The sequence below is a fragment of the Paenibacillus sp. FSL H7-0918 genome, from assembly GCF_038007025.1.
GTDB classification, from domain to species: Bacteria; Bacillota; Bacilli; order Paenibacillales; family Paenibacillaceae; genus Paenibacillus_AQ; species Paenibacillus_AQ odorifer.
This window is the reverse complement of the sequence record NZ_JBBOWJ010000002.1, coordinates 1,127,717-1,154,599: the sequence shown is the minus strand read 5'-3', so window position 1 is coordinate 1,154,599 and position 26,883 is coordinate 1,127,717. Positions and strand designations below refer to the sequence as shown.

The window sequence follows — 26,883 nt, the reverse complement described above, 5'->3', positions numbered from 1 at the left end:
GACAAGCCACTGAAAAGAGAATATACCTAGTAGCGATGCTCCTAGGTGAAAACTTATAAAAACAGGCGATGTTCCGGTATCCGGTATCGCCTGTTTTTTTGATTCACTTAACGTTCAGCAACAACTTTGTGCGGGGGAACCCCGGCATCGGGCTGCTTATGAGTGGCTTCAAGTGTGGAGAGGTCACCGTCCAGTGTTTTGAGTCCGGGGAGCAGCAAGGCTGCGCTGGCGCAGAGCATTGGAAGCAAGCCGGCGATGACAAAAAGCGCAGGCACACCATAGAGTTCAGCAATCGCGGCGCCGGCAAAAGCACCAAAAGGCTGTAAACCGCCACCGATTAAAAAACGGATGGAGTTGACTCTTCCTTGCAGATTGCTCGGAACCAGACGTCCATGGAGTGAAGAGCTTAAGGAGCCGAAGAAGGGACCTATCGTTCCGGTGGCGAATACGGCGGCGAGAGCAAAAGAAAAACTAGGAAATAACCCCCATAATGTTGTAACTAAACCGATGGTCCCCAGACTTCCGAGCATGACAAACCGCCTCTTTTTAATTTCCCCTATCATGGAAATGACGCTTAGCCCGACTAAGGTTCCAAGTGCGAAAACTGTACTAAGTGTGCCCATCGTCGCCGCATCACGGTGGAGCACTTCGCGTACAAAAGGAACCATCATGGTCCAAACGGCAATTGAGCTTAGATTACTAATAGAGGCCATCATCATTATCGTAAGCATGGCGGGGAATTGTTTATAGAAGGTAAAACCCTCAGCTATTTCGCGAACGTAGATGGCAATGGAGAAACGGCCTGGAGCTGGAGAGGGCTTGGGTAGCTTCTGCAGGCACAGCAAGGTAGTGATGGCCGCAACGTAACATAACATGTTGATGCTAAGGGCTGGCAGCGCGCCACTGGCAGCGGTCAACGCCCCAGCCAGGGCGGGGCCCAGCAAGACTGCTGCACTTTTGCTGCCATCGATGATAGCAAAAGCCCGCACCAGCTTCCGGCTATCGGCAACGCCGGGAATAACAGCCATGGCTGTTGGCATGAACAGGGCGGCGCAGGCCCCGCTGAGACCAGCGGCGACAAACAGATGCCACAGCTGCAGTTGGCCAGCCAGACCCATGCCAAGCGGTAATGCTATAGCCAGCAGGCGAATGGCTGCCAAGCAGGCCATAAAGCGTACCCGGTGGAGTCGGTCGGACAGCGGCGAGCCCAGCAAGCGCAGCAGCAGCTCAGGTATGCCGGAGCTGAGCGCGAGTGCTCCCATCGCTAGTTTGGAACCCGTCAGCTCATAGACGAGCCATTCCATAGCCAACAAGCCAAAAGCATCCCCAAAAGCACTTAAAGTTATGGTTGAGAGTAAACCATAATAGCTGCGTTTTATCATAGCCTGTTTGCTCCTTTCTTATATTTCTCGCATATACACTTACCGTCCTTATAAGGATGCTTAAGGCGTTTATGCTTGACTCTCTAGATATGACCCAATCTGCTGCGGTAGCCCATTTAAGGCTTCCAATCGCAGGCTGTACGATGTGCTTTTAACGTTGGTATGGACAATGACCAGCCCTGCTGCGCGCAGCGCGATCAGATGGTAGTGGATTGTACTTTTAGAAAGTCCGACTTCCCGCACGATTTCCGTGAAATTCAACTGCTTGCCTGTAAGCAAACGAAGGATATACAGCCGCGTTTCATCCGAGAGTGCCCGGGTAAGGCGAAGTAGTGCTGGAGCAGGCCGGCCAGCTTCCGGAGGGAGAACATCACAAGAGTAGCTAGTGAACACGAATTCATCAAACATAGAGGTGGTGACCAGTGGGCGGGCATGATATTGCGGAATGATAATGACCTGCTTCAGACGTTCGGTTGGATAGAGGCGCATTCCGTCGGTTGCTGCTTCAAAGACTTCCATATCATTGTTCCCATTCAGTGTCGTTCGTCTTGACTCGGCTTCCTGTTCAAGCCCCTTGAGGATATTAGGGTCGATTCCATTGAAGTAACCCGCGTTCCATTCGCGCAGGATGTCAGAGGCAGTGTCCCTTAGCTCGGAAAGATTAGAGGGGACCGATTGGCCGAAACGTCCAGATATTTCATACAGTTCACCCGAAGTTAACCCATCAAACCAATCCAGAAAGCTGCTAACCGAACGTTCTACTGGACAGCACCAAATGTAGGGAGCCAAACTGAAATCATCAAGTTTCTTAACGACCTCTTGCATTTTACGAAGCAACATCGGGGCAAATCTTGCTTGGACTTCACGCACCCAGAGCTTACCGGAATCCATAGCAGTATGGTTCTGCTTGCTTAGAAAAGCAGTCATACTGTTCACACATTCATACATGGGGGCAAAATCGACTTCTACTTTATATTCCATGAGCTTCTCCATCCTTTGATTAAGTTACTGAAACATTAATTAGTTCTATAATTATAGAACTTTTTATTGGTTTTATTGTAAACGAACAATATTCCATTTTCAATAGCTTTTCGACTGAAAAACAAAAGAAATTTTAATTACGAAAAAAGACAGTTCCGTTGGGCACATTTTGTGCATTAGGAACTGTCTTTTGATGTCTACACAATTTATATACTTTTTAGGAGTTCTGAGTAGATTGCTCAAATATAATCAATTGATTATATAAGTGTTTGGTTATATAATAAATCTGAAACTCAGATGAAGAAGGTGTTTTTAGATTTGAAGGAATTGCAGGGCACGAATGATTTGACTCAGGGTCCTATTATGCCTACCTTAATGAAATTAACGCTTCCCATTATTGCGACGAATTTCATCTCCACAACCTATGGCCTCGTCGATATGATTTGGGTTGGAAGATTGGGAAGTGGTCCTGTTGCCGCGATTGGCACGGCGAGTTTTTTCATTAATCTAGCGATTGCATTGTCGACTATGATTACGATCGGTACAGGGATTAAGGTTGCGTTTTGTATGGGATCTGGCCAGATAGAGAAGGCTAAATCTTATATGAAAAACGGGTTTACGATGTCTATTTTATTAGGACTTCTCTATATGAGTTTAGTTCTGTTGACCAACAATCAGTTGATTGGTTTTTTTGATCTTGGAAGTGATGAAGTTGAACGGATGGCACGACAATTTTTAATGATTTCGATCTTCGGGACGGTATTTTCCATCGTAAATACTTTGTTTGCCACACTCTTAAACTCGATGGGAAATAGTAAACAACCGTTTCAGATCTTCTCTGTTGGTCTTATGGTTAATATCGTCCTTGATCCATTTTTAATTTTTGGCTGGGGCAGTTTTGAAGGTTGGGGAGTAGCGGGGGCAGCCACGGCAACATTGACAGCGAACATCTTAGTTACGGCTCTTTTTATCATAAAGACAAGAAAGTCAGAAATCATTTCGAACACATCAGCATGGGACATTCGTCAAATGAAAGAAGTAATTCGTATGGGACTTCCGATCACAATCCAACGGGTCACCTTTACGCTCATATCGATCGTCATTGCTAAGATCATTGTACGTTTTGGGGCGGATGCGATTGCGGTGCAAAAAGTAGGGATTCAAATTGAATCTATTTCTTATATGACTATTGGAGGACTACAGGGAGCTATTGCTGCCTTTTTTGGTCAAAATTATGGAGCACGCCGATTGGACCGTATAGGGCAGGGATATCGTAAGGCTTTGATCTTAACCTCCATCTTTGGCGTGATCATATCGCTTATATTTATTGCGTTCCCGCAGCAGCTATTTTCCTTGTTTTTATCAGATCAGACAAGCCTGGAATTAGGCACTGATTATATGCGCATCATTGGCTTCTCACAATTATTTATGTGTATGGAATTGATGACAGTAGGTGCTTTTAACGGCATTGGCCAAACTCATATCCCGCCAATCTTCAGTATTATATTTACTGCACTGCGAATTCCACTAGCCTTGATTTTATCCGAACCTTTTGGCCTGAATGGGGTGTGGATGTCGATTGCTCTAAGCAGTGTTTTTAAAGGGGTTATTCTTGTGTTCTGGTTTAGAAGATCTTTATTCAAAATGAACAAACAGCAGATAAACTACTAAGCAAAGGATGATCGTTGAAATGGCTTTATTAAATCGTAAACTCATAGAGCTTCTAAGGGATAACCATTTGAATAAGGAGCTTTTTCACGGCGAATTTGGATTGGAAAAAGAAAATGTCAGAGTGGATCCAGAGGGAAGACTTGCGCTGACAACACATCCTAAAGCTTTTGGAAATAAAATGGAGAACCCGTATATTCAAACCGACTTCTCAGAGAGTCAAATTGAAATGGTCACCCCCTCTTTTGATTCTATTGATGAGACTTATAACTTTCTGGAGGCGCTGCAGGATATTGTGTCGCTTGAGCTCAAGGAAGAATATCTGTGGCCAAGTAGTAATCCTCCAAGGCTACCGAATGATCAGGACATCCCCATTGCCAAGATGGGTAATCCGATTGAGGATGAATACAGACATCAGCTAGCAGACAAATACGGTCGCAAAAGACAATTGCTGAGCGGAATCCATTACAATTTCTCTTTTGATGAACAATTTCTGAGACAGCTTCATGACATAGCAGATCCACAGGTGAGCTTTAAAGAATTCAAAGACGCTACCTACTTAAAAATAGCCCGTAACCTATTGCGGTACCGTTGGCTTCTTATCTATTTAACAGGCGCCAGCCCTGTTTTTGATAAGACTTATATGGAACAATGTGTTGCTCGCGGGGAATCAGATGACGACAAAAGCTTTTATTATCAGAATATGAATTCACTGCGGAATAGCGAATGTGGGTATCGAAATGAAAAACCTCTTTATGTATCTTTTGCTTCGTTAAGGGATTATGTTCATGATTTACAAGCTTTGATCGAATCGGAAGAATTATTAAGTGTAAAAGAGTTTTATAGTCCGGTTAGAGTGAAGACAGCAAGAGGCAAACATCCTTTAGAGGAACTGATGCAAGATGGGATAGCTTATTTGGAGCTTCGGTTTATTGATCTGAATCCACTCTACAAAATAGGAATCGGCAAAGAAACGATGATTTTCATTCATCTTTTTATCCTGTATATGCTGCTGAAGGAGGACGAACCGTTCGGAGTAGAGGATCAGAAGATGGCGAATCTTAATCATGATCAACTAATCATGGAAGGAATAAAGGGATGTTTGCATGATTACGGGGATTCATGTACAACGATGGAGCAGCAGGCATTAACTTGTATTCATGAGATGCAGAATATGATCCAACTGTTGAACCCGGAGAATGAAGTTTTTTTGAACGTATTGCATGGAGCTAAGAATAAAATTGTAGAGCCAGACCGGAGTTTTGCAGCTATTGTGAAGTCGGAAGTTCAACAATCCTCTTTTGTACAATACCATCTGAATAAAGCTAAACAATATGCTAAGGAAAGTCTTGCGAATGGATACCGTTTTGTGGGATATGAGGATCTGGAGCTATCTACACAGCTTCTTTTGAAGGCAGCGGTTAAACGTGGCATTAAGTTTCAATTGATCGATCGGGAAGAGAACTTTGTAGTTCTTACGCAAGGTGATCATAAAGAATATATTAAGCAAGCTACGAAGACCTCCCTTGATTCTTATAGTACGGTATTAATCATGGAGAATAAGATCGTTACGAAAGAAGTTCTTAAACAGCAAGGCATTCGTGTTCCCGCAGGAGAAGCTTTTCGAAATCTGGAAGAGGCAATGAATGCGCATGGCACTTACCGTAACAAGGCTATTGTGATTAAGCCCAAATCAACCAATTTTGGACTCGGCATTACTATTTTTACAGACGACTTCTCTAAAGAAGATTATCAAAAAGCCTTCGAAATCGCCTTCGAGTTTGATCGAACAGTGCTACTAGAGGAATTCATGACGGGTAAAGAATATCGTTTTCTTGTCATGGGTGATGAAGTAGTCGGAGTATTGCACCGGGTTCCTGCAAATGTGATTGGAGATGGTGTACATACGATTGAACAACTAGTGCACGAGAAAAATAAGGATCCGTTAAGAGGCCGTGGGTATAAGACACCACTTGAGAAAATTCAGATCGGTGAAGCAGAAGCGATGTTCTTGAACAACCACGCTCAGGCTTGGAGTGATATTCCTCCATTAAACGAAGTCATCTATCTTCGGGAGAACTCTAATATTAGCACGGGTGGTGACAGCCTGGATTTTACGGATGAGATCCCAGATAGTTATAAGGCTCGGGCGATTCAAGCGGCTAAAGCTGCGGGCGCCACTTTTTGTGGAGTGGATATGATGATTGATGACATCAAGGAAGAAGCCAATGATACGAACTATAGCGTTATTGAGATTAACTTTAATCCAGCGATTCATATTCATTGTTATCCTTATAAAGGGAAGAACCGAAAGGCGGATGAACGGATTCTGAATCTATTATTTGGGGAATAAACAGAAGCTCAACCAGTACCTTTGGTTGAGCTTCTGTTTTTAAAGGGGCAATTCGCTCCCTCACCCACTACATGTTCATGTTAGGAGTTACCCGCAGCTGCAACGCCACTAAAGTTTCTGGCTTGGACATTATTAAAGGGATCTGTTGCAGCTGCATTTGTGAAGATCTCTGCTGTGTACTGAATTTGCCCTGTTGCGACAGCCGCTGGTGGTGGAATATCTACTGCTGTAAAACCGAAAGCTTCATTTTCTCTGCTGATCGCAACCCCAAATGTCGTGGTGAAAATGATCGTTCCGTTTCTGCGAACATTAACGGTATTGGTATTGAAAAGAGGATTGTTTTCTACTTTTAGAAATCCGGTCAAAAGTACGCGGACATTGCCTTGATTCTCAGCCGACACGCCTGCGGTCTGAATACCAATATCCCCAAAAACAAGGGGAGTCGCCGCTAGTGGAATAACTGCTGGTGTAGCATCCGAAGCAGCTTGGTTGGATAGTCTTAAATCTACAAACTGAATGGTCATCTTATATTCACCTCCTAGAAATAGAATATGATAGAAGAAGAGTTAACTCTTGGATTTGCTATATAATTCATCAGCTACCTACTTGCATGGCTTGATGATCAAGTGTTAAATGAAAGAAGGGTTATAAGTTTAAGGAAAGGCGGGAGCTATTATCAAATATAGGAATAAGTCTAAAAGGATATTATTGATTTCATTGATGCTGTTGGCAGTAGTTATCATTGGTGCGGTGGTGCTTGGGGAACGCGGAGGAATAATGAGTAAATCCGAGAGCTCTTTCAAAAGTCCTGCTGAACCGTCGCCCCTTATCATTACACATGAGAATAGTACAGATGCTATAGAGAATTATGTCATTCTAAAGACGAGCTGGAATGGAGCGGACTATGATCGGGCTTCCTTTTACTATACGGCTTGGCATAGTGAACCTACGCTTCTAATGGGGCTGCATCGTTTGAAACCAGGGGAGAAACTGCAGGTCGACTTTGGAGATTACGCACCGAGTGAAGTCACAGTAAAGATGGCCTATCTAACTGAGAGCTTTGATGAATCGCAGCTTCCAATTGTAGAAGTTCCTGTAACACTCGTCGAAGGGAAATATGAATTTGTGAACCCTCCAGCATCCACCAGTGATATTCCCACTTCGGGTCGCGTCTTTAGTGTTATAGCTAGATGGGGTGAGAACAGCTGCGAATATGTCTTCGCATCAGATGGCAAGTTTGATAACTATGAATATGATTTGTGAGGTTAGTCGAAGATAAGAGATGTTCTAAAGCCGGTACGGTTTTAGAATATCTCTTTTTTGTCTCGATTTTAGACAAATCTAACGATGTGTCTATTTTTTAGACAATGTACCGTTATTGTCTAGTTGGGGAGGACTGTTAACCTGATTAACCATTTAGGGCTAAGTTTAATTAGATCCAGAGACGGATGAGAGAATACCCGTTTTTAATATTATGAAAACAACTTTAAGACGAGGGAGGAGTGAGCGTCATAGGTACAGAAACGGAAGAACTGAATTATGATGACATTCAAGGAATCGTCTTACAAGAACGGCCTACCCCCTACGTAGGAACCTATGTATTGCTGTCTATCGATCATCAACAGGACGGGAAAGTGATGCTGAAGCGGCTTCTCGACGAAGTGACGTCGGCCGGACAGTGGAATAATCCTCACGAAGGTGCTTGGGTCAACGTTGGTTTTACCTATCAAGGACTCCAGAAGCTGGGGATTCCCAAGGAGTCACTCAACAGCTTCGACCTGGAGTTCCGGGAGGGCATGGCTGCCCGGGCAGCTAAGCTAGGGGATGTAAACGAAAGCAGCCCGGAGCACTGGGAAGACCCGCTGGGTACTGACAAAGTCGATGTGGCGCTTGCTCTGTTCGCGCCCACCAAAGAAGCGCTGCTACAAGCAGAAGAAGCAGCCCGTCGAATCCACTGCGAACTGAATGGTGTATCCGTCGTTTACCAGCTGGATGTCGGAATGAATCCTGACGGACGTACTCATCTGGGATTCATGGATGGAATCAGCAATCCGAGAATCGAAGGAAACCATATACCCAATGCGGTGGGACAGGAAGCGGAGATTAAAGCCGGTGAATTCCTGTTCGGGCATTTAAATGAATCCGGCACTATAACACAGGGACCACAGCCGGCAGAACTTGGCCACAATGGCAGTTACCTCAGTTTTCGCAAATTGCATATGAGGGTCGCGACTTTCCGTCGTTATTTGCGGGAGCATGCGGATAACCGGGAAGAGGAAGAACTTTTGGCCGCTAAAATGGTAGGAAGATGGCCGAGCGGAGCCCCTTTAAGTCTGGCTCCTGAAGCAGATGACCCGGCACTGGGCGAAGACGTCAGCCGACGGAACGCATTTACGTACGGGGATGATCATAAAGGGTTGAAATGTCCGGTAAGCTCGCATATCCGTCGTGCATTTCCCCGAGACAGCTTGCAGGATTCGGTTGTTAATGTGAACATTCACCGGTTGCTCCGGCGGTCAACGATGTATGGCCCTATACTGCCAAAAGGTGTAATGGAGGATGATGGTCAGGATAGAGGCCTTATTTTTGCAGGTATATGCAGCTCATTGTCCCGCCAATTCGAGTTTATCAAGAGCGATTGGTTAAATGGAGGCAATTTCGCGGGCATGTCAACCGAGAAAGACCCTATTACCGGTAAGAATGAGGGGGAAGGGATGTTTACCATTCCGGACAAACCTATTCGCCACCGGATGAAAGAAATTCCAAGTTTTTCAATCACCAAAGGCGGGGAGTATTTCTTTGTTCCCAGCATGACTGCATTGCGGTGGATGGCAGAGTTGGATCAACATACATCTAAGGAGGAATAAACATGTTAGAAAGACAAGATCAGACTAATCCGATTACAAGCGCTGGACGTGCCGGCCTGCGGGAAGGTGAAATATCTGAGCTTACCATCATTGCGCCGCTTAAAGAAGGTGGGGCGGATCGTCTCCGTGAGAAGCTGAAAAAAAGTGCATCGAGACAAGCCGAAACGATGGCGAAGATCGCGACCGTTCACGACATGCGCTTCGTAATCTTTGATAACGACACGCGGCTGTTGTTCGCGACGGCTTATGATGGAGATTGGGATAGTTATATCGATGATTTTGGAACTGAAATTCCAGAGTTGTTGAATAACATGTTTAATGAAGTGAAGGATTTTCCGGGAATTGAATCTTCGGAAGCGAAAGACTTCATCGCCAATCATCAGATCACTGCATCCGGCTGGTACAGTGCTTATCCCGATGCCACGGTCAGAGATATTTGGCGCGGACAGCGAATTACGAAGGCCTGGAACGACTTGCTTGACGCATCACAAAGCTAAATAACTAGAAAAGGGGGCTTTGTCCCCTTTTCCTTCCTGATAAATTACAAAGAGGTGAACGAAAATGAACAATAATAAATCAGTGTCGTCTGAACTCGCAGAAGAAGCGGTAAACTCCATTGAGGAGGTAGCAGGCAAATATCCGGGTTATCGACGCGCGCACGCCAAAGGTGTTGTCTACCAGGCGGTGTTCACCCCTAACGGCCAAGCGGGTCCTTTGACAACAGCGCCACATTTGCAAAATCATGAGGTGCAAGCTCTTGTACGCTTCTCCAATAGCTCGACTAATCCGTCCATCCCTGATGTTTTTTCGCCTGCAAAAGGAATGGCGGTTCAGTTTGTATTGCCTGATGGGGGCGTGACAAGTTTGGTGACAATTACATTGCCGATCTTTTTTGCCAAAACACCGCAATCCTTTATTAATATCTTACGTACAATTAAAGAAAATTCGTTTGAGGGAGCGACTATTGCAGACAAATTCAAAGCCGTCATGGAGAAGTATTCGGAAAGCCGGGCTGGGCTTCAAGCCGTGAAAATGCTGCAACCGCCACTCAGTTTTGCAACCAACCTTTATCATTCCATTCATGCCTATTACTTCACCAATGCTGCTGGCGAGCGGCGGGCTATTAAATATGAGTGGGAACCGGAAGCGGGTCTGCACTTTCTGGCCCAGGAAGAGGTGGAGAATCGATCTCCCGATTATTTGGAGGATGAACTAATCGAGAGACTGTCCAAAGGTCCGGTGGCGTTTCAATTGACAGTAATCCTCGGGCAGGAGGGAGATCCTACGGATGACCCGACGTCTGCTTGGCCTGAAGACCGGGAACGGATTGTTGTCGGCCATTTGTCGATCACCGGCGTGGCAGACGAGAAGGCTCAAGAGTACGTCTTTGATCCGACAGTTGTACCTGCCGGCATTGAATGCTCTGAAGATCCTATTCTGAACTTTCGTCATGATGCCTATGCGGAGTCACATTCCCGTCGAAGTATTAATCAGTAAGCATTTATTTTATATTCTATGAATATGATCGGGCTGTCCTAGAATGTCTGCCGACATCCTTAGGGCAGTCTTTTTAGGTATGTCTTGTGACACTCTTGTAACAGAGATTGGCTACGATAGGTTACGAGGTGAGAGAATGAAGAAGTTTAAAGGATTTATCGTATTGATTTTGTTGGCAGTCGTAGGATGCAGTGCAGCAACACCACAAGCAAATCTTGAACCGGAGAAGGAGGTAAAGAAAGAGGTCAATGAGAAGATCGCTTTCTGGGATCAACAGCGTAAAGGAACAAATTTCATGAATTCCAAATCTATACCCGAAAATTATGATGCAGCGAAAGAAAATAATATAGAGTTCATTCGACTTGCGCCAGATAAATGGGCAAAAGATAGTGATTTCCTGTTTAACGATCAACCGGATGCTACTCCAGATAAAGACTTTTTAATAGGGAATGCAGATAAATACGAGGGGCTTGTTGAGGATGATTTTACAGCGTTAAAAGCAGACTTGGATGCAGCCGAGGCGCGGGGTTCAAAAGTAGTGCTGACAGTCCTTAGTCTGCCTGGAGATCGGTGGCGACAGTTTAATGATTATACAAATGATGATCGAATCTGGAAGGATTTCAGTTATCATGAACAAGCGGCAACGTTTTGGAAGGATCTTGCGGAAAGATTAAAGGATCATCCTGCGGTGGTCGGCTATAATCTGATTAATGAGCCACATCCTGAACAAGCTACTGGATTTAATGATTTCTGGACAGAGGATTACAACGAATGGTATAGCTCAGTGGAGAATACTCCGGCGGATTTGAATCTTTTATATGAGACTATTGTGACAGCGATTCGAACCGTAGATACGGAAACCCCTATTATCGTCAATTCTGGTCTGTATGCTACACCATGGGCCTTTAAATATTTGAAACCCATCGATGATGCGAATGTATTATATGCTTTTCATATGTACGAACCCTACGAACTCACCAGCCAAAATAAGAAAAAAGGCTTAACCCATGAATATCCTGGAACAGTTAAAGTAGGTGAGGAGAAGACGGAAAAAGCATTCAATAAGAAAGCCTTAAAGGATTTTCTAGAACCTATCGCACAGTGGGCAGAAAAAAATAACATCCCTGCTAATCGTATTGTCGCTGAAGAATTTGGCACGAACCGGCTTGTAAAAGGTGCAGATCAATACTTGGCTGATTTAATCTCGATTTTTGCTGATTACGGCTGGCACTGGGCGTTTTATGCGTTCCGGGAGGATACTTGGGATGGCATGGATTATGAACTTGGCACTGAGCCACTAACCTGGGAGTATTGGGAAGCGATAGAGAAGGGTGAACAGCCTGATCGAAAGACGGTCGATAACCCGATATGGAACGTACTGACGAAGGGATTAGGTGTAGAGAAGTTGCAATAACGTAGCATGAAAATATATGAAAAGGTGAAACCTGTAAAGGATTTCGCCTTTTTCTTCTGATAATTATAGGAAGGAGAATCTACTTTGAATATTTTAATTGCGGATGATGAGAAACATATGACCACTATATTGAAGACTTATTTTGAAAAAGAAGGCTATAACGTTTGGACAGCAGCGGATGGTGAAGAGGCGCTTGAGCTCTTTTTTTCGAATAGGATCGATCTGGTGGTGCTGGATTGGATGATGCCTAAGCGAAACGGGCTTGAGGTTTGTAATGAAATCAAGAAGGTTAGTTTGGCTAAAGTTGTAATGCTGACCGCAAGGTCTTCCCATGATGATGAATTCAGTGCCTTGGATATAGGGGCAGATGAATATATAAGAAAACCATTCGACCCAAGGATTTTGATGCTTAGAATTAAAAAAATGCTAGGCACTGAAAAAATGGCTGCGATTAGGGATTTAGAAATCGATTTTGAGCGGAAGAAAGTGTACAAGAATGGGGCCGAACTGGCGTTATATAAAAAAGAATTTGAATTGCTAACCTTCCTGTATGAGCATAAAGGACGTATTTTATCCAGAGATGCCTTATTGTCTGCGGTTTGGGGAATGGATTATCTGGGCGAAGAAAGAACGGTAGATACGCATATTAAGAGGCTGCGCGATAAGATTGGGGCCGACCACGTGATCACGCATAGGGGAATGGGGTACAGCTTCCATGATAAAAATTCATAAAATAAGTACGAAGTTATTGATCATGGTGAGCATTATTTTGCTGATTGTTTTTGGTACGTCTTATTTCCTGCACAACTATTTCTCAGCAGATTATTACCTATACAAAATGAAAACCAAGATCAACACCATTTATGACGAAGTAAAGGATCTCCGTTTGGATCAACTCATGGAAAATGAAAGCAGGATCGAGAACAATAATAACGTAACGATTGTTAGGGTTGAAAACAGTGGAAGTACAGCAGAAATTAACGAAAATATTCAATTTGCGTTGTTTAAAGATAAGGTGGCACTTAATAAATTTTGGATCACAGATGAGGTATTACAAAAAGTAAAACAAGGCAACACGGTTAATCTTTTATTTAATCAGGGCAAATTGAAATCGAGTCTGTTAACGAAAATATACGAGCAGGATAGCAGTCTAATCCTCATAGGAACTGTGGTTGTGCACAATACAGATGCCTTGACCCTCGTAAATCAATTCAGCTTTTACTCCATTCTACTGGGGATTATTATCAGTTTGCTGTTAGTGGCTTATTTTTCAAAAAAGATCATTACACCGTTAGAACAATTACAGGATGTCGCGAAGGATATATCCAATCTCGATTTTAAACAAGTGACGATTCAAACGGGGGATGAAATCGAAGAGCTCTCGAAAAGCATCAATCAGATGAGTCAGCGTCTAAAGAGCACCCATGCCAAATTAGAGGAGAAAAATCAAAGTTTAAATACCCTTATCTCAAGCATTTCGCATGAAGTGAAAACACCATTATCCTTAATCCAAGCCTATACGATTGGCATTCAGGACGGTCTGGATGATGGCACGTATACGGATATCATTTTGGAGCAAGTGAAGTATACGTCGGATATGGTGGATTATTTAATTAAATTGTCCAAGATCCAGAAGTCAGAAGTGCATAAAGAGCCTTTTGATCTTAAAGAGCTTCTGCTAAAAGTGATCTCACAATATAATATTACGTTAAAAAATAAAAACATAACCTTAATGAGCGACTTTCATTCGTTTGAATCCTCAATCGTTGAAGAAGATATCAGCCAAATCGAGATAGTATTCAACAACTTAATTAGTAATGCCATTAAATATGGTGAAGAGGATTTTTTTGAAATAAAACTAGGGAGTGACACTACTCGTACATTAAAATTTACGATCTCCAATAAAACCACTCGCCTGAAAACGGAGCATTTAGCGTATATCTGGGACCCATTCTATGTAATTGAAGAGTCTCGAAATAAAGAAATCTCCGGTACTGGACTTGGTCTGTCCATCGTCGCGGAGATTCTTGGCAAAAATGATCTGAAATACGAGTCCAAATTAGAGGACTCATATATTAGTTTTAGTATTTGGTTTGAAGTTAAGGAAGGAATTTTGGAACTGTAGGAGCGTTAGCGTTCGCCTGAAAGCTTTCCGAAGGAAAGCTCGCATCGGAAGCATAAGCTGTCTCCGGAGGTTATCCGCTGATAGCGGTAAAATCAAAAACATCTGGAGACAACAGCGACCGAAAGTCCAACATTCCCGCAGTTACGCACAACACCTATTAAAGATCTTTTCACCGCATCCATCGCAATATCATTAATTTAACTTCAATAGCGCCGCATTATCAATAAAAGTAGCCGTATTAAAAAGCAGCAAGACATCCTTGATATCATTTTGAGCCATATAATCACTGATGTTTCCATTATAATAACGGATATCGATCACATGGATTTCAGGCACATGCTGAGTTAGGAAAGGAATAACGCTATGTGCATAAGAGTCCTTGATGACGAGCAGCTTTTTCTGTTTGACCGTTGTTGGATCAAGCTGGCTGGTGATTTTCATGAGCGCATGTACGCCCCCTAGGAAATAAGAGTACTTATCCTTTTTCACCAGATAACTTAGGTCATACATACTTGTTAAAGTCTCACCGGTATCTTGAATGTACATTTGGGTGGATACCTCATGATTAGGTTTGTACATTTGAATGGAATCAGGTGTGACCCCGATAAATTGCCCCCGGGTATGATAGCTTCCGAGAAATGAATTACTCACAGTCTGAATCTGGTATTCGCTCTGGGACAGAGGCTGCCAGCCCATGCTTTGAGCATAGGCTACATAAGCTAAGTAGGCACCGTAGGTTGTCCAGTGATGGTCGGTCCGATAGTAAATGGGCTCTGCGGCATGTGGGCTAAGAACATCAAATCCATTTATAAAAGTAAGGCTATCTCCTACATCCTTAGCTATTGTTTGATTCACCTCAGCTTGCGAGTAGACAGGAGCTAACCAGGGTAGACGTTCCTTGTACAAGCCAACCGATGTCGGTGCGAGTAAGAAAGTGGTGTTTGCATCAGGATTGTTATCGGCAAAGCGTTTCACAGCTGCTGCATATTGCTGAACTTTAGTGTAATCAGGTGCTGCGAATTTTTCGAAAAGATAGCCGTCTTTTCCTTTATAGATTCCGTTATTCTCTTGCTGTAGCCTCATCTGTTCCACCGCCGATTTCACCCATACCCATTTGGCCCGAAATGGAAAATGATCAGTTACAAAGCTTTCGGCCTCTTCCGCATAGGTGTGGGATAATAAATTGTCCCATGTCAGATGGGGGGCCTTTTGCAAATACCGGTTCTCAAGCTCAGAGAAACGCTGAACAGGCAGTAAGAAAAAGAGGATAGCGACCAGAAATAACGTTGCAACAAATCCCCCAGCCAGGATTCGATCCGTCTTCTGCTTCATAAACAATCACCCCCTAATGGTTAGAACCGGAAATATAAAAATGGATTAAAGGTTGCATCTACTAAGTAGGCAACAGATAGGAAAAATAACACACCATACCAAACAAGAGCAGGAACCGATCTAGAATCCATCCGCTTGGAGAGCTTCACAGGTGTAGAGGCAAAGGTTAACACCACGAGTAGAATCGCGTTCGTGTAAGTGAAGTATAAAGTGGTGTTATTCCATAACGGCTGTCCATTAAAGCCAAGCATCGCTTGTAAGTAGCCAATGACCAGAGGAAGTTCTTCAAAAGCGAATAAGACCCATCCGATGAGTATAAGTACTACAGCATATAAATGTCTTGTCCAACGGGGGAGGCGGCTTAATAGCGTTAATCCCCACCATTTTTCAAAGATAAGAATGACCCCGAAGTATAATCCCCAGAGCAGAAAATTCCAGCTTGCCCCGTGCCAGATTCCCGTGAGCAGCCACACGATGAGAATGTTGCGCACTTGAACGCTTAACCCCCGGCGGTTGCCTCCAAGCGGGATGTAGACATAGTCACGAAACCAACTGCTAAGGGAAATATGCCATCTCCGCCAAAAGTCAGTAATACTCTGAGAGATATAAGGTTTGTTGAAGTTCTCGTTAAAGCGGAAGCCGAACATGAGACCGAGACCAATAGCCATATCCGAATACCCGCTGAAGTCAAAATAGATCTGAAAAGCAAACGCAATAATCCCAAGCCAAGCGGTAAAAGCAGGCAGGGAATCTAGATTGGAGCTGGATATGGTGTGCCAGAGCATACCGATGTTGTTGGCGAGCAGTACTTTTTTGGCTAATCCGATTATGAATCTCCGTACACCTTCTGCGAACATGGAGATATCGACCGTACGTTCACGTAGTTGCCCGGCAATGGTGTTATATTGAACAATCGGACCTGCTACTAACTGTGGAAACAGGGCTACGAATGTACCGAAATCAATCCAATTGCGTTGTGCTTTCGAAGTTCCTCTATAGACGTCAATAATGTAGGACATGGATTGAAAAGTATAAAATGAAATCCCAATAGGTAAAGGTAAATCCGTTAAAGGAATATGTGTACCGAGGAGTCCATTTATATTTTGGATGAGAAAATCTGCGTATTTAAAATACGACAATAAGCCTAGATTAATAATGACGGAACTAACCACAATCCACTTGCGCTGCACCGCAGTCAGCTTTGGTCTGCTGAGCAGTAGACCAAAGCTGTAATCTGTAATGGTGGACAGCAACATGATTACAATGTAGACAGGTTCGCCCCAAGCATAAAAAACCAGGCTGCTTAAAAACAATATGAGGTTTTTGATTCGCCAGGGCGAAACATAATAGAGCGCTAGGACAGCCGGCAGGAATAGGAATAGGAAAAGTAGGCTGCTGAATACCATGGTTATTTATTTTTCTGTGAAGTAAGTATCGAAGTCTGCTACGAGTTTATCTTGATCCGCAGGATCAGCAATAACGAACAGGAAATAGTTACCCTTTTTAATAAGTTTATAGTTCTTGGCATTTTCGTATTGATCAGGCAGATAGGTTTCGAATTGTTTTTGAACATCTGTTGCACGCGCTTTGATGGCATCCTCAACAGTAGTCATATCTTTTACATCTTTAACTTTCAGAACGGCGATTTCGTTAGTTTTCACATTCATCATAGGCATTCTAATGCTATAATCTTCAAGCAATTCTGGGTTGAGATGATATAGCTGTTCGACTGTAGCCGCATCAAGCTCCATTAATGATGGCTGCTCTACTTTGCTCAGCATTTGATCGACCATTTCTTTTGCAGTTAGATTCGTTTCAATGGCAGCTCCATTGTTACTGTTGTTGCTGGAACAGGCGCCAAGCACCACACTTAGTACAATGGTTAACGCTAGCATGAAGGTATGCTTTTTCAACTTAGGTCACTCTCCTTGATGTATTGTCTGAATTTCTCTAGTTACTAACGTATATAGTCGATAGAATGTTGCGCTGGGGACTTACTCCGGATACTTTACCCATATTTTTGCGGAAATATGATATTCACATGAATTCATGCAAAGATCTTCCTCTCTTAGCTTGCGCAATGGTTGGTTATACTGTTACTGTAAGATAGATAGTTTTTAATAGAAGGGGATTGAACGGAATGATCGAAGAACTGAACAATGAACTACCGGAGAATTATGAGGAATTAAAGAAAGCTGCCAACCGCTCTGCGGATTGGAGAGCGCGTCTAGAAGCAGTTGAAGAGCTGGGACAGACCAACCACAAACAAATTATCGATATCCTGACGCGTTTAATGGAGAGCGATCCTGTATATACAGTTCAAGAAGCTGCTTACCTTAAGCTGAAGGCTTTTGGTGAAGACGTTAAGGTGCCATCGAAGAACAAGCCTGAACTAGTTAAAGGCGTATCCAAGATCCTGCTGAGAATTAAAAAGAGCCTGCCAAGAGATCATTCTTACGAGGACTTCAAAGAGAAGCTGAAGAAGATGAGAGTTGACGTGTACGACGCTTATGAAGGTGAAAAAGGCGCTGACTTCGATACGTGGCTGATGAAGATGTGGACTTCCGCAAATAAGTAAAGGATGACAATATGCACACCAATAAATTGACAGAACAATTTCAAGAATACCTTAAGCTGTCCGCAGAATTACGCCCTGATTATATTGCCAGCTTGGGCAAGGGTGGTAACGAAGCAAAGATTACGGCTGTTTTGCCGGAGACTCCTGAACTGCTGAAAGCTATTTATAGCACTGTCTCAGGGACAAGCAGTGAGGAAGAGGAACCAAGCCTTATCGAATTTATTCCAGGGTACCGCCTGATTCATATGGATGAATATGAAGAGGAGATGAAGGTATTAGCTGGGATATTGGAGGAAAAAGGTCAACATCCTGATGGAGTTATCTTGCCTATCTTAACGAACTATGGCAGTGATTTCATTTGTTATTATAAGTCTGCTGAGGGTGTGGAACAGGTATGTGACCTGCTCCATGATTTCGGCGATTTAATTGTGATGTATGATTCGCCTGATAAATTCCTAGAGACCTTATGCGAGTTCTACAAGCAGGAGGTTTATTTCCTGGATGAAGAGGGCTACCTCGATTGCGATTTAGTATTAGAAGGCGAAGTTGGTGCGGCGCTGAACCCGGATGCGAAATATTGGTCCGAGTAACGGCCTGATGCCAAATAAACAAGAGCAGCAGTCCATTTATGGACTAGCTGCTCTTTATTTTTTAATAAGGTGAATTTTATGGCTATGTTTATTCCTGCGCAGCTTGGTTCTCTTGCTCACGAAGCTCTACTCGCCGTATTTTACCGGAGGTCGTCTTCGGAAGATCCTGAATAAACTCGATTTTGCGCGGATATTTATAAGGGGCTGTCCACTCTTTAACATGGGATTGCAGCTCTTTTACAAGCTCTGGTGAACCAACAATCTCATCCTTGAGCACGATAAATGCTTTAACAATGTGCCCACGGATCTCGTCTGGACTGGCTACGACCGCACATTCCTTGACGGAGGCATGCTTCATCAATGCTTCTTCTACCTCGAAAGGACCGATAGTGTAACCTGAGCTAATGATGATGTCATCCCCACGACCCTCGAACCAGAAATAACCATCTTCATCTTTTTTTGCCCGGTCGCCGGTTATGAAGAATTCGCCGTGTGTGGAGCTTTCTTTTCTACCGGGATCTTTGTAATAAGTGTGGAACAGGGCTGGCATACTCAAATGTACGGCAATATCACCAACCACTCCAGCAGGCAGTGGCTTGCCGTCTTCGTCCACAACCTCGACTAAGCCGGGAGCGATTGATTTACCCATAGAACCAATGCGTATTGGAGTATCTTTGAGTGTTCCGATAATTAGGGTGCTTTCCGTCTGGCCGTAACCATCACGGATTGTGATATCGAACTCACGCTGAAAGGTGTTAATGACCTCTTGATTTAATGGCTCTCCGGCAGATACTGCACAACGCAGGGTAGACAAGTCGTAACGACCTAAGTCTTCTGTTTTAGCCATTAGACGATATTCCGTTGGGGTGCAGCATAATACTTGAATTTTGTGATCCTGCAATAGCTGCAAATATTTTTTGGGATGAAAGGATCCACTATATACAAAACCTGTAGCTCCGTTGCCAAGAACGGTTAAGAAGGGACTCCAGATCCACTTTTGCCAGCCGGGAGCTGCTGTTGCCCAGACGGTGTCAGATCCTTGAATATCCAGCCATTGAGGTGAGGTGATCCGCAAGTGAGCATAACCCCAGCCGTGACTATGAACGACCGCTTTAGGGTTGCCAGTGGTACCTGAGGTGTAGGCGAGAATAGCCATATCATCCCGGCGGCTTGCGACTGCTGTGAAGGTCTCTGGTTGTCCAACCATAAGACTTTCTAGATCCAGCCAGCCTTCACCGAGTTCGTCTGAGCTGCCAGATACGGAAAGACGGTAATCGAGAGCAGGAAGATCCTCTGAGATTTTATTCACTTCCCCGGTTACTTCGGACCAAGCAATAACGGCTCTGGCTTCAGAATGGCGCAGGCGGTAGGATAAATCTTTGGCACGCAGCATTTCTGAGGATGGAATGATGGCAAGTCCTTGTTTCAGACAAGCTAAATAGATGACATAAGCGATGATGCGGCGTGGAACCATAACAAGAATACGATCCCCTTGTTGCAGCCCAAGCTTCGCAAGTCCTCCGGCCAGCCGGTTAGCTTGTTTGCGTAATTCACCGTAAGTAATTTCCTCATAATCTCCTTGCTCATTTAACCACTTAAGCGCAATCTTCTCAGGAGCATGGCTTTCCATTTCCGAAGTGAGATTGTAGAACTCAGGTGCGATCCATTGCTGATTATCCAATATGAACCTCTCCTATATCAAACAAGATGTGTATAACTGTTCTATTTAGTATATCACGTTATCCTAGTACCAGGTACTAGTACCTTGAGTTCTTAATGAATTTCGGGTTAAGATAATATGTGTAAGGTAAACTTATAATAGACCACAAATCCAGAAAGTGAGAACTTATGTTATGAATCACACAACTTTTGATGAAATATTCGCTATTATGGAAGCCTCATTTCCTACTTCTGAGATCAGAACCTTTGAGGGACAACAGGAGTTATTGGACGTTCCAGATTATCGTCTCATTACCGAGATGAATTCTGAGGGTAAAATTGTTGCTTTTATGGCCTGCTGGGAGTTTCCCGGCTTTCGTTTTGTAGAACATATAGCAGTCGACCCAAGCATCAGAGGTGGAGGAATTGGCAAAAAGCTGATGACTGAATACATCAGTCTATCTAACAAGCCTGTCCTTTTGGAAGTTGAGCGGCCACTGGGTGAAATGGAGCAGCGGAGAATCGGCTTTTATGAGCGGCTGGGCTTTCATTTGAACCCTTACGATTATGTGCAGCCTCCTTTGCGTGAAGGAAATGAAGATTTACCACTCTTAATTATGACTTACCCTAACCCTGTTGATGAAGAAGAATTCCAACTTTATAGAGAAATTTTATATTCAGAAGTGTATAAGGTTACAACTCCGTATCAAGGTTAAAGCCCTCAGCAATCCGTTAAATCCTTATGGGATAAGCGGGTTGCTGTTTTTCTTATACAAACCAGAGCTCCAGATGAATAGTTTCTTTACAAATTGGGTACAAGTTAAATACAACTTAGAGACATATTCCTTTAAAACTTGAGCTAAAGTAAAAACCGAGATTGATCTTCTAAGGAGGCATAACATATGAAAAGTAAAAAGTTCATTATAGCAACGATGGTATTTGGGATGGCAATTACAGGTTCGGCTGGTGTGTACGCAGGAACTAAGCTGCAAAAAATCACCGCATACCTCAATCACAGCATTGGATTTAAAGTGAATGGTGCAGCTTATACGCCTGTTGATAATAAAGGTAACACATTAGCTCCGATTACTTATAACAATACAACCTATCTTCCTGTACGTGCCTTGGCTGATGTGTTGAAGGTGCCAGTGACTTTTGATGCGGCAGCGAATCAGGTCATTCTGGGTACTGGAACTGTGGTGCCGGATAAAGATACATTAACACCAGTACAGTACAGCAACGCTCAAAAAGAACAAATTTCTAAAGCTTTTGCAAATTTCGATGGGTTTAAAACGGTTTATGCACCAGCACAAATGGTGAGTGGAGATGCTTTTCAAAAAGCAGCTAGCTCTGAAGATGGAGTGTACTTTTTGTTCGACCATATGAGGGTGAACGTTTCTCCACGTGACTACTCCTATGATTACAAAGGCGATACCGTAAAGCTTTCCAATGGTACAGAAGCTAAGTGGTACAGCCCTACCAGCGATTCATTGTTTTTGACCTATAAACTGGATGATCGTTTTGTGACGATTAGTTCTCCAGACAAGGCTTTGAGCAAGGCGCAATTAGAGAAGGTAGCCGTGAATGTGGTGAAATGGAGTAAATAACTCCTTTAAAAGCAAAGCTCAATTTACAAAAAGTAAAGCAGCAAGTCACTCCGATCCGGGAGGGCTTGCTGCTTTTTTTGTTTTCGTGTCTGCGTGTTCTATTTACTGTGCTGTTTATTAGGCAGCTTTTGGCTTGGTGTTCCTTTACCGTGATTCTGTTTGTTCTTTTCTGCTTTCTTCTGGGTGTCGTGTACTTTGTCTACAAAAGCCTGAGTATCGTCCATGTTTGTCCTCCTTGATCATAACCTTGCCGTTACTGTAACCACTTTTGCCTGATTAAATACACAAGCCGTTTTTACAAACTAGTGGATCAATCCGTACATTGTGAAAATATTTAGTAGTTACTATGAATGGATGCAAGCATTTCATAATAACAGTAAGGGAGACTGATTATGAACAGGTTATTAAAACAAGCAGTATCCATGACACTAGCCTTCGTTATGGTACTGGGACTTACATTTACAGGAATGCCAGCTTTTGCAGAAGACAGCAATGAGGATGCTGGATTACTGCAATTACAAATGCTAGAGCCAATAACACTACTGGCGGGCAATTCTACATGGAAATATCTAGATAACGGAACGGATCAAGGTTCGGTATGGCGGTCTGTTTACGATGATTCTACATGGGCATCAGGCCAAGCGCCGCTTGGTTATAAAGATTCTGGGGCCGGAGTCAGCAGCAAGCAATTTGGTGCTCTGAATACAAATATAAGCTACGGCACGGATAAAAAGAAGAAATATCGTACTTCCTATTTCCGGACAAATGTAACTGTGAATAAGGAAGAAATTACGAAATCGGATAAAGTATTAGGTAATTTTGCATTTGATGACGGAGTAGTGCTGTATCTGAATGGTGCAGAAATCTACCGCGAGGCTATGCCAGCTGGTGAAATCGACTATCAGACACTTAGTACAACTAATGGCAGTGATCCAAATGAGTATACAAAGGTTGACCTAACGGAAATCGTAAAAGCCAATCTGAAGGATGGAAGTAATGAGCTTTCAGCTGAAGTTCACCAGACGGGCGACACTAGCTCTGACCTTTATTGGGATATGAGCCTGATTGCTTATCCTGTAGTGGAGACAGTAGAACCTGGAGTTGGGAAGCCTGATTCTATCGCAATTACTTTTAATGGCAACCCGCAGACTAGTATGGGATTCAACTGGTATGCACCTGAAAGTGTGACTGGCACCAAACTGGAAGTAGTAGAAGCTTCTAAATTGGAGAATGGCCAGTTTCCTCCGGCAGGCGCTCAATCTTATGAAGGGACATCCGTTACAACTAGTGTGTATATGACAAAAGCGGATAAATCAGCTAAAAAACCAGTTGTGCTAACCAGCCATAAGGTAATAGCGGATCATCTGCAGCCGGGAACGGAATATGCTTACCGTGCTGGGGATGGACAAGCTGATAACTGGAGCGACGTAGGAACTTTTAAGACAGAAGGCTCCAGTAATCAGGCTTATAAATTCTTATATACAACGGATTCCCAAGGAACAACTGAAGAAGATTTTGATATCTGGAATCATACCCTTCAAGAAGGATTAGCTAAATTCCCGGAAAGTGAGTTTATCCTGAATTCTGGTGATTTGGTGGATAACGGTGATATTGAGGAGCAATGGGGATGGTTTTTCAATAAGCCTAAGGATATTTTAGCGAATATTCCGTTGGTTCCTTTGGTAGGCAACCATGAAAGTAAAAATTATAGCAATTATAGCTCTCATTTTAATTTGCCGAACGTATCGAATACAGGTGCGAAACCTGATGGTTCTGTATATTCTTTTGACTACGGTTCAGCACACTTTATGGTAATTAATACAGAATATTATGGTGCAAGCTCAAATCTTGAGAATAACGAAATTTACAATAAACAAGTGGAGTGGCTTCGTAGCGAAGCGGCAAAAAGCAATCAGAAATGGAAGGTTGTGCTTCTGCATAAATCTCCTTATTCCGTTGCCAATCACACCAATGATACAGATGTACTTTTTTACAGAGCGCAATTAACGAAGGTATTTGACGAGCTTGGCATTGACATGGTAATTGGCGGGCATGACCACACCTTTGCTAGAAGCTATCAGATGTACAACAACAAGCCATTGACGGATATTGTTCCGGACTCAAACGGAGTAGTAACTGATCCTAAGGGTACTTTATACCTGATTACAAATGCAGCGGGCAACAAGAAATACAACGTAGCTTCAGGAACATTCCCGTTTGCAGCTAAATACGGACAGCCTGGTAAGGAAATGTTCACGGGGATGACGGTAACGAATGATGAGCTTTCTTACGAAGCCTACACCACAACAACTGGTGGTTCTACAGACTTGTATGATAACTACAGCATTCATAAATCGGAAGTAGCAGTTAAACCTGTGCAAAATGCAAAGGCTACTGCAGCAGATGGTAGTAAAATAACGTTGACTTGGGATGCGCCAGCTTCCGGTGCACCAGTGTCTGGATATCGTATTTATGAGCAAAATGATCTGGTATCGGCAAATTGGACGGTCAGTGTTCCTAATGAAGAAGGTAAAGCTTCTTATACTTACACTGTAGAAAATACTAATCCAAACCAAACCTATCAATTTGTTATCAAAGCTGTAAGTGACAGAACAAATTCAGAAGCTGCTATCGCTTCAACGGATTCGATTAAAAAAGTTACAGTTACCTTTAATGGCGACCCAGTGAGTGCAAAAGGATTCACTTGGTACACAGCGTTGAAGTCTACTGGAAACGATCTGCAGGTTGTAGAAAATACGGGCGTTACTCCAGACTTTGCTAAGGCTGCTGAGTTTACAGGACGTTCGGCGGTTTCCAGAAATTCAAAGGATGAATTAGTTCATAAAGCGGAAGCTTCTGGCCTGAAAGCTGATACAAAATACTACTTCCGTGTAGGGGATAAAGCACTAGGCCTGTGGAGTACAGTGGGAACTTTTGAAACTGCCGCTAAGACAGGAGCATTTACTTTCATCGATTTGGCTGATACACAGGCTAAGACCGAAGATGAAGCGATTCTTTCCGGTGAAACGATGGCAAAAGCACTTACGACGTTCCCGAATGCTGAGTTTGTGGCGATTAACGGAGATATCGTGGATACCGGAACTAATGAATCCCAATGGAATTGGCTGCTTGGTCATTCGCAAGACACCCTGCTTAACACGACAATCGTGCCAGTGGCAGGGAATCATGAGGATAAGGCAAATGCCTTCTATGAGCACTACAATATTAAGGAAGCACCGGGCTCCGCCACAGAAACAGGAGCTTATTATTCCTATGATTACAGCAATGCTCACTTTGTAGTCCTGAATACAAATGAGAATTCCGATGAATTTGCTAACTTCAGCCAAGCACAGTTGGATTGGATGAAGGCTGACGTAAAAGCAGCGAAAGCTGCTGGTGCGAAATGGATTATCGTAGCTATGCATAAAGGTCCATACACAACCTCTAACCATGCTACTGACAAAGACATTATGGGTACAAATGGAGAAAGAGCGTTGGTTGCTCCAATGATGGCTGAACTGGGCATTGACTTAGTTCTTCAAGGCCACGACCATATTTATGCCCGGACCAAGCCAATTAAAGCTGATGGAACTGCGGCAGACACAGTGAAGATCAAGGAAAGCTTCAATGGTCAAACTGTAGAGTACACAGTAAATCCAGATGGAACGATCTATCTGATCCCAGCTACAGCGGGAGCGAAGGTTTACTACAAGAACATGAAACCAGAATTGGGAGATGCGTATTATAATCTCTTCGAAGTAGCAAATGAGAATACAGCCGCTAAATACGGACCGGACCCAAGTGATGCTACGCGTCCCAAACGCGGTCAAGTTCAGACCTTTGTAGGTATTACTGTAGATGCTGGCAAATTAACAGCTGTATCTTATGAGATCGATCAGAATATTAATGATGCTAAACCGTACGTTCTGGAAGAGTTCGGTATTATTAAGGAAGCAGATCCTGAAGTAAACCCAACACCAGAACCAACAACAGCGCCGACAACGGAACCGACAACAGCGCCAACAACGGAACCGACAACGGCGCCAACGGCAGCGCCAACGACAGCACCAACGACAGCGCCAACGACAGCACCAACACCAGCACCAACAACAGGATCATCAACAGGACCAGTGGCAACAACAAAACCGACAGCAACGCCAACGCCAACAGTAGCACCAACAGCTACACCAGCACCAACAACGGTGCCTACACCAACCGCAACACCAGTAGTCAAACCATCATTGACGGATACTGGCAGCCATTGGGCAGCAGCGGCTATTGAGAAAGCAGTAGCAGGGGGCTTCGTTAGTGGTTATCCGGATAATACTTTCCGTCCTAATCAGAAAGTAAATCGGGTTGAATTTATCACTATGCTGGCTCGTGCCCTGCAATTGCCAGACAGTGGTAGTACTTCAAGCTTTAAAGATTCAGTGAAGATTCCGGCATGGGCTAAGTCTTTTGTAGCTCAGGCAGTAGCTTTGCAAATTATCAGCGGCTATGATGATGGTACCTTCCGTCCTACGCAGGAGCTTACTCGCACTGAATTAGCAGTTATGGTTGTTAGGGCTCTGGGTATTACAGTAGATCCAAAAGCGACCTTAACCTTCAATGATGCTAAGGATGTACCCGCATGGGCAGTACCATATATTGCGGCAGCAGCAGAAGCGGGCATTGTGAATGGCATAGGACAAAATCGTTTCGCACCTAACCAGGTAGCGTCCCGGGCCGAAGCAGTAACAATCATTCTGAACCTGCTGGAGAAGCAAGGAAAGTAACTAAATCGGATGGTTTGAAAAAAGATTGCCTCAAGGTCATCGTTGATGACGGAGA

Annotated in this window: 22 protein-coding genes; 14 read left to right on the top strand and 8 right to left on the bottom strand. The window is 43.6% G+C overall.

Annotation, left to right across the window (positions count from 1 at the left end; translation table 11 throughout):
* Positions 1-107: 107 nt before the first annotated feature.
* Both MHI15_RS19060 and MHI15_RS19055 read right to left on the bottom strand, forming a co-directional pair.
* Positions 108-1,382 (bottom strand): MFS transporter, encoded by a 1,275-nt coding sequence (locus MHI15_RS19060; RefSeq protein ID WP_076279426.1) that lies wholly within the window; start codon positions 1,380-1,382, stop codon positions 108-110.
* A gap of 69 nt (positions 1,383-1,451) precedes the next feature.
* Entirely contained in the window at positions 1,452-2,363 is a 912-nt protein-coding gene (locus tag MHI15_RS19055) for an ArsR/SmtB family transcription factor (protein WP_076130090.1), read from the bottom strand.
* Between the two features lie 297 nt (positions 2,364-2,660).
* Here MHI15_RS19055 and MHI15_RS19050 point away from each other — a divergent pair, with 297 nt between their 5' ends.
* Positions 2,661-4,034 (top strand): MATE family efflux transporter, encoded by a 1,374-nt coding sequence (locus tag MHI15_RS19050; RefSeq protein ID WP_341164707.1) that lies wholly within the window; start codon positions 2,661-2,663, stop codon positions 4,032-4,034.
* A gap of 19 nt (positions 4,035-4,053) precedes the next feature.
* On the top strand, positions 4,054-6,384 hold the full coding sequence (gene gshAB / locus MHI15_RS19045; protein ID WP_340393365.1) for a bifunctional glutamate--cysteine ligase GshA/glutathione synthetase GshB: 2,331 nt from the start codon (positions 4,054-4,056) through the stop codon (positions 6,382-6,384).
* A gap of 80 nt (positions 6,385-6,464) precedes the next feature.
* On the opposite strand, the gene MHI15_RS19040 is transcribed toward gshAB, so the two are convergent.
* Positions 6,465-6,908: a hypothetical protein gene (locus MHI15_RS19040; protein ID WP_036684901.1), complete on the bottom strand. Its 444-nt coding sequence runs from the start codon at positions 6,906-6,908 to the stop codon at positions 6,465-6,467.
* A 196-nt stretch (positions 6,909-7,104) separates the two neighbouring features.
* Between MHI15_RS19040 and MHI15_RS19035 the strand changes: the two genes are divergently transcribed.
* From MHI15_RS19035 to MHI15_RS19005, 7 genes are all read left to right on the top strand, one after another.
* A complete protein-coding gene (locus tag MHI15_RS19035) occupies positions 7,105-7,647 on the top strand; it encodes a hypothetical protein (RefSeq protein ID WP_341164706.1) in 543 nt (180 codons plus the stop codon).
* 239 nt (positions 7,648-7,886) lie between these two features.
* Positions 7,887-9,251 carry a Dyp-type peroxidase gene (locus tag MHI15_RS19030; RefSeq protein WP_081383601.1) on the top strand — a complete coding sequence of 455 codons (1,365 nt, stop codon included), beginning with the start codon at positions 7,887-7,889 and terminating at the stop codon, positions 9,249-9,251.
* 2 nt (positions 9,252-9,253) lie between these two features.
* Entirely contained in the window at positions 9,254-9,748 is a 495-nt protein-coding gene (locus MHI15_RS19025) for a hypothetical protein (protein WP_076179118.1), read from the top strand.
* Between the two features lie 64 nt (positions 9,749-9,812).
* The gene (locus MHI15_RS19020) at positions 9,813-10,748 is read left to right on the top strand and encodes a catalase family peroxidase (protein ID WP_076282591.1); all 936 of its coding nucleotides are present in this window, start codon (positions 9,813-9,815) and stop codon (positions 10,746-10,748) included.
* 136 nt (positions 10,749-10,884) lie between these two features.
* Positions 10,885-12,162, top strand: coding sequence for a glycoside hydrolase family 5 protein (locus MHI15_RS19015; RefSeq protein WP_076282592.1), 1,278 nt, complete (start codon positions 10,885-10,887; stop codon positions 12,160-12,162).
* An 84-nt stretch (positions 12,163-12,246) separates the two neighbouring features.
* Positions 12,247-12,894 (top strand): response regulator transcription factor, encoded by a 648-nt coding sequence (locus tag MHI15_RS19010; RefSeq protein WP_341164705.1) that lies wholly within the window; start codon positions 12,247-12,249, stop codon positions 12,892-12,894.
* Positions 12,878-14,287, top strand: coding sequence for a HAMP domain-containing sensor histidine kinase (locus MHI15_RS19005; RefSeq protein WP_081383430.1), 1,410 nt, complete (start codon positions 12,878-12,880; stop codon positions 14,285-14,287). Before MHI15_RS19010 ends, MHI15_RS19005 begins: the two co-directional genes overlap by 17 nt.
* 192 nt (positions 14,288-14,479) lie before the next feature.
* On the opposite strand, the gene MHI15_RS19000 is transcribed toward MHI15_RS19005, so the two are convergent.
* Genes MHI15_RS19000 through MHI15_RS18990 form a run of 3 tightly spaced genes read right to left on the bottom strand, consistent with a single transcriptional unit; the run spans position 14,480 to position 17,532 of the window.
* Entirely contained in the window at positions 14,480-15,619 is a 1,140-nt protein-coding gene (locus MHI15_RS19000) for a DHHW family protein (protein ID WP_076308512.1), read from the bottom strand.
* Between the two features lie 20 nt (positions 15,620-15,639).
* A complete protein-coding gene (locus tag MHI15_RS18995) occupies positions 15,640-17,025 on the bottom strand; it encodes an MBOAT family O-acyltransferase (RefSeq protein ID WP_341164704.1) in 1,386 nt (461 codons plus the stop codon).
* 6 nt (positions 17,026-17,031) lie between these two features.
* The gene (locus tag MHI15_RS18990) at positions 17,032-17,532 is read right to left on the bottom strand and encodes a DUF4358 domain-containing protein (protein ID WP_036684911.1); all 501 of its coding nucleotides are present in this window, start codon (positions 17,530-17,532) and stop codon (positions 17,032-17,034) included.
* 227 nt (positions 17,533-17,759) lie between these two features.
* On the opposite strand from MHI15_RS18990, the gene MHI15_RS18985 reads away from it, so the two are divergent.
* Positions 17,760-18,197 carry a HEAT repeat domain-containing protein gene (locus tag MHI15_RS18985; RefSeq protein ID WP_036684913.1) on the top strand — a complete coding sequence of 146 codons (438 nt, stop codon included), beginning with the start codon at positions 17,760-17,762 and terminating at the stop codon, positions 18,195-18,197.
* An 11-nt stretch (positions 18,198-18,208) separates the two neighbouring features.
* Positions 18,209-18,787: an SMI1/KNR4 family protein gene (locus MHI15_RS18980; protein ID WP_076190140.1), complete on the top strand. Its 579-nt coding sequence runs from the start codon at positions 18,209-18,211 to the stop codon at positions 18,785-18,787.
* Between the two features lie 88 nt (positions 18,788-18,875).
* Here the strand turns inward: MHI15_RS18980 and mbcS are convergent, their stop codons facing one another.
* Positions 18,876-20,471 (bottom strand): acyl-CoA synthetase MbcS, encoded by a 1,596-nt coding sequence (gene mbcS, locus MHI15_RS18975; protein ID WP_076282593.1) that lies wholly within the window; start codon positions 20,469-20,471, stop codon positions 18,876-18,878.
* Between the two features lie 169 nt (positions 20,472-20,640).
* Here mbcS and MHI15_RS18970 point away from each other — a divergent pair, with 169 nt between their 5' ends.
* A complete protein-coding gene (locus MHI15_RS18970) occupies positions 20,641-21,162 on the top strand; it encodes a GNAT family N-acetyltransferase (protein WP_036684918.1) in 522 nt (173 codons plus the stop codon).
* A 186-nt stretch (positions 21,163-21,348) separates the two neighbouring features.
* Complete coding sequence (locus MHI15_RS18965) at positions 21,349-22,053, top strand: hypothetical protein (RefSeq protein ID WP_076130101.1); 705 nt, start codon at positions 21,349-21,351, stop codon at positions 22,051-22,053.
* Between the two features lie 98 nt (positions 22,054-22,151).
* Here MHI15_RS18965 and MHI15_RS18960 read toward each other — a convergent pair whose 3' ends face one another.
* Complete coding sequence (locus MHI15_RS18960; protein ID WP_051491363.1) at positions 22,152-22,277, bottom strand: DUF4023 domain-containing protein; 126 nt, start codon at positions 22,275-22,277, stop codon at positions 22,152-22,154.
* Between the two features lie 168 nt (positions 22,278-22,445).
* Between MHI15_RS18960 and MHI15_RS18955 the strand changes: the two genes are divergently transcribed.
* Positions 22,446-26,828 (top strand): S-layer homology domain-containing protein, encoded by a 4,383-nt coding sequence (locus MHI15_RS18955; protein ID WP_081383431.1) that lies wholly within the window; start codon positions 22,446-22,448, stop codon positions 26,826-26,828.
* The last annotated feature ends 55 nt before the right edge of the window (positions 26,829-26,883 follow it).

Coding starts and splice junctions, on each gene's coding strand:
- MHI15_RS19060 (WP_076279426.1), bottom strand. CDS start 1,382: ATGATAAAACGCAGCTATTATGGTTTACTCTCAACCATAACTTTAAGT.
- MHI15_RS19055 (WP_076130090.1), bottom strand. CDS start 2,363: ATGGAATATAAAGTAGAAGTCGATTTTGCCCCCATGTATGAATGTGTG.
- MHI15_RS19050 (WP_341164707.1), top strand. CDS start 2,661: ATGAAGAAGGTGTTTTTAGATTTGAAGGAATTGCAGGGCACGAATGAT.
- gshAB (WP_340393365.1), top strand. CDS start 4,054: ATGGCTTTATTAAATCGTAAACTCATAGAGCTTCTAAGGGATAACCAT.
- MHI15_RS19040 (WP_036684901.1), bottom strand. CDS start 6,908: ATGACCATTCAGTTTGTAGATTTAAGACTATCCAACCAAGCTGCTTCG.
- MHI15_RS19035 (WP_341164706.1), top strand. CDS start 7,105: ATGCTGTTGGCAGTAGTTATCATTGGTGCGGTGGTGCTTGGGGAACGC.
- MHI15_RS19025 (WP_076179118.1), top strand. CDS start 9,254: ATGTTAGAAAGACAAGATCAGACTAATCCGATTACAAGCGCTGGACGT.
- MHI15_RS19020 (WP_076282591.1), top strand. CDS start 9,813: ATGAACAATAATAAATCAGTGTCGTCTGAACTCGCAGAAGAAGCGGTA.
- MHI15_RS19015 (WP_076282592.1), top strand. CDS start 10,885: ATGAAGAAGTTTAAAGGATTTATCGTATTGATTTTGTTGGCAGTCGTA.
- MHI15_RS19005 (WP_081383430.1), top strand. CDS start 12,878: ATGATAAAAATTCATAAAATAAGTACGAAGTTATTGATCATGGTGAGC.
- MHI15_RS19000 (WP_076308512.1), bottom strand. CDS start 15,619: ATGAAGCAGAAGACGGATCGAATCCTGGCTGGGGGATTTGTTGCAACG.
- MHI15_RS18995 (WP_341164704.1), bottom strand. CDS start 17,025: ATGGTATTCAGCAGCCTACTTTTCCTATTCCTATTCCTGCCGGCTGTC.
- MHI15_RS18985 (WP_036684913.1), top strand. CDS start 17,760: ATGATCGAAGAACTGAACAATGAACTACCGGAGAATTATGAGGAATTA.
- MHI15_RS18980 (WP_076190140.1), top strand. CDS start 18,209: ATGCACACCAATAAATTGACAGAACAATTTCAAGAATACCTTAAGCTG.
- MHI15_RS18970 (WP_036684918.1), top strand. CDS start 20,641: ATGAATCACACAACTTTTGATGAAATATTCGCTATTATGGAAGCCTCA.
- MHI15_RS18965 (WP_076130101.1), top strand. CDS start 21,349: ATGAAAAGTAAAAAGTTCATTATAGCAACGATGGTATTTGGGATGGCA.
- MHI15_RS18960 (WP_051491363.1), bottom strand. CDS start 22,277: ATGGACGATACTCAGGCTTTTGTAGACAAAGTACACGACACCCAGAAG.
- MHI15_RS18955 (WP_081383431.1), top strand. CDS start 22,446: ATGAACAGGTTATTAAAACAAGCAGTATCCATGACACTAGCCTTCGTT.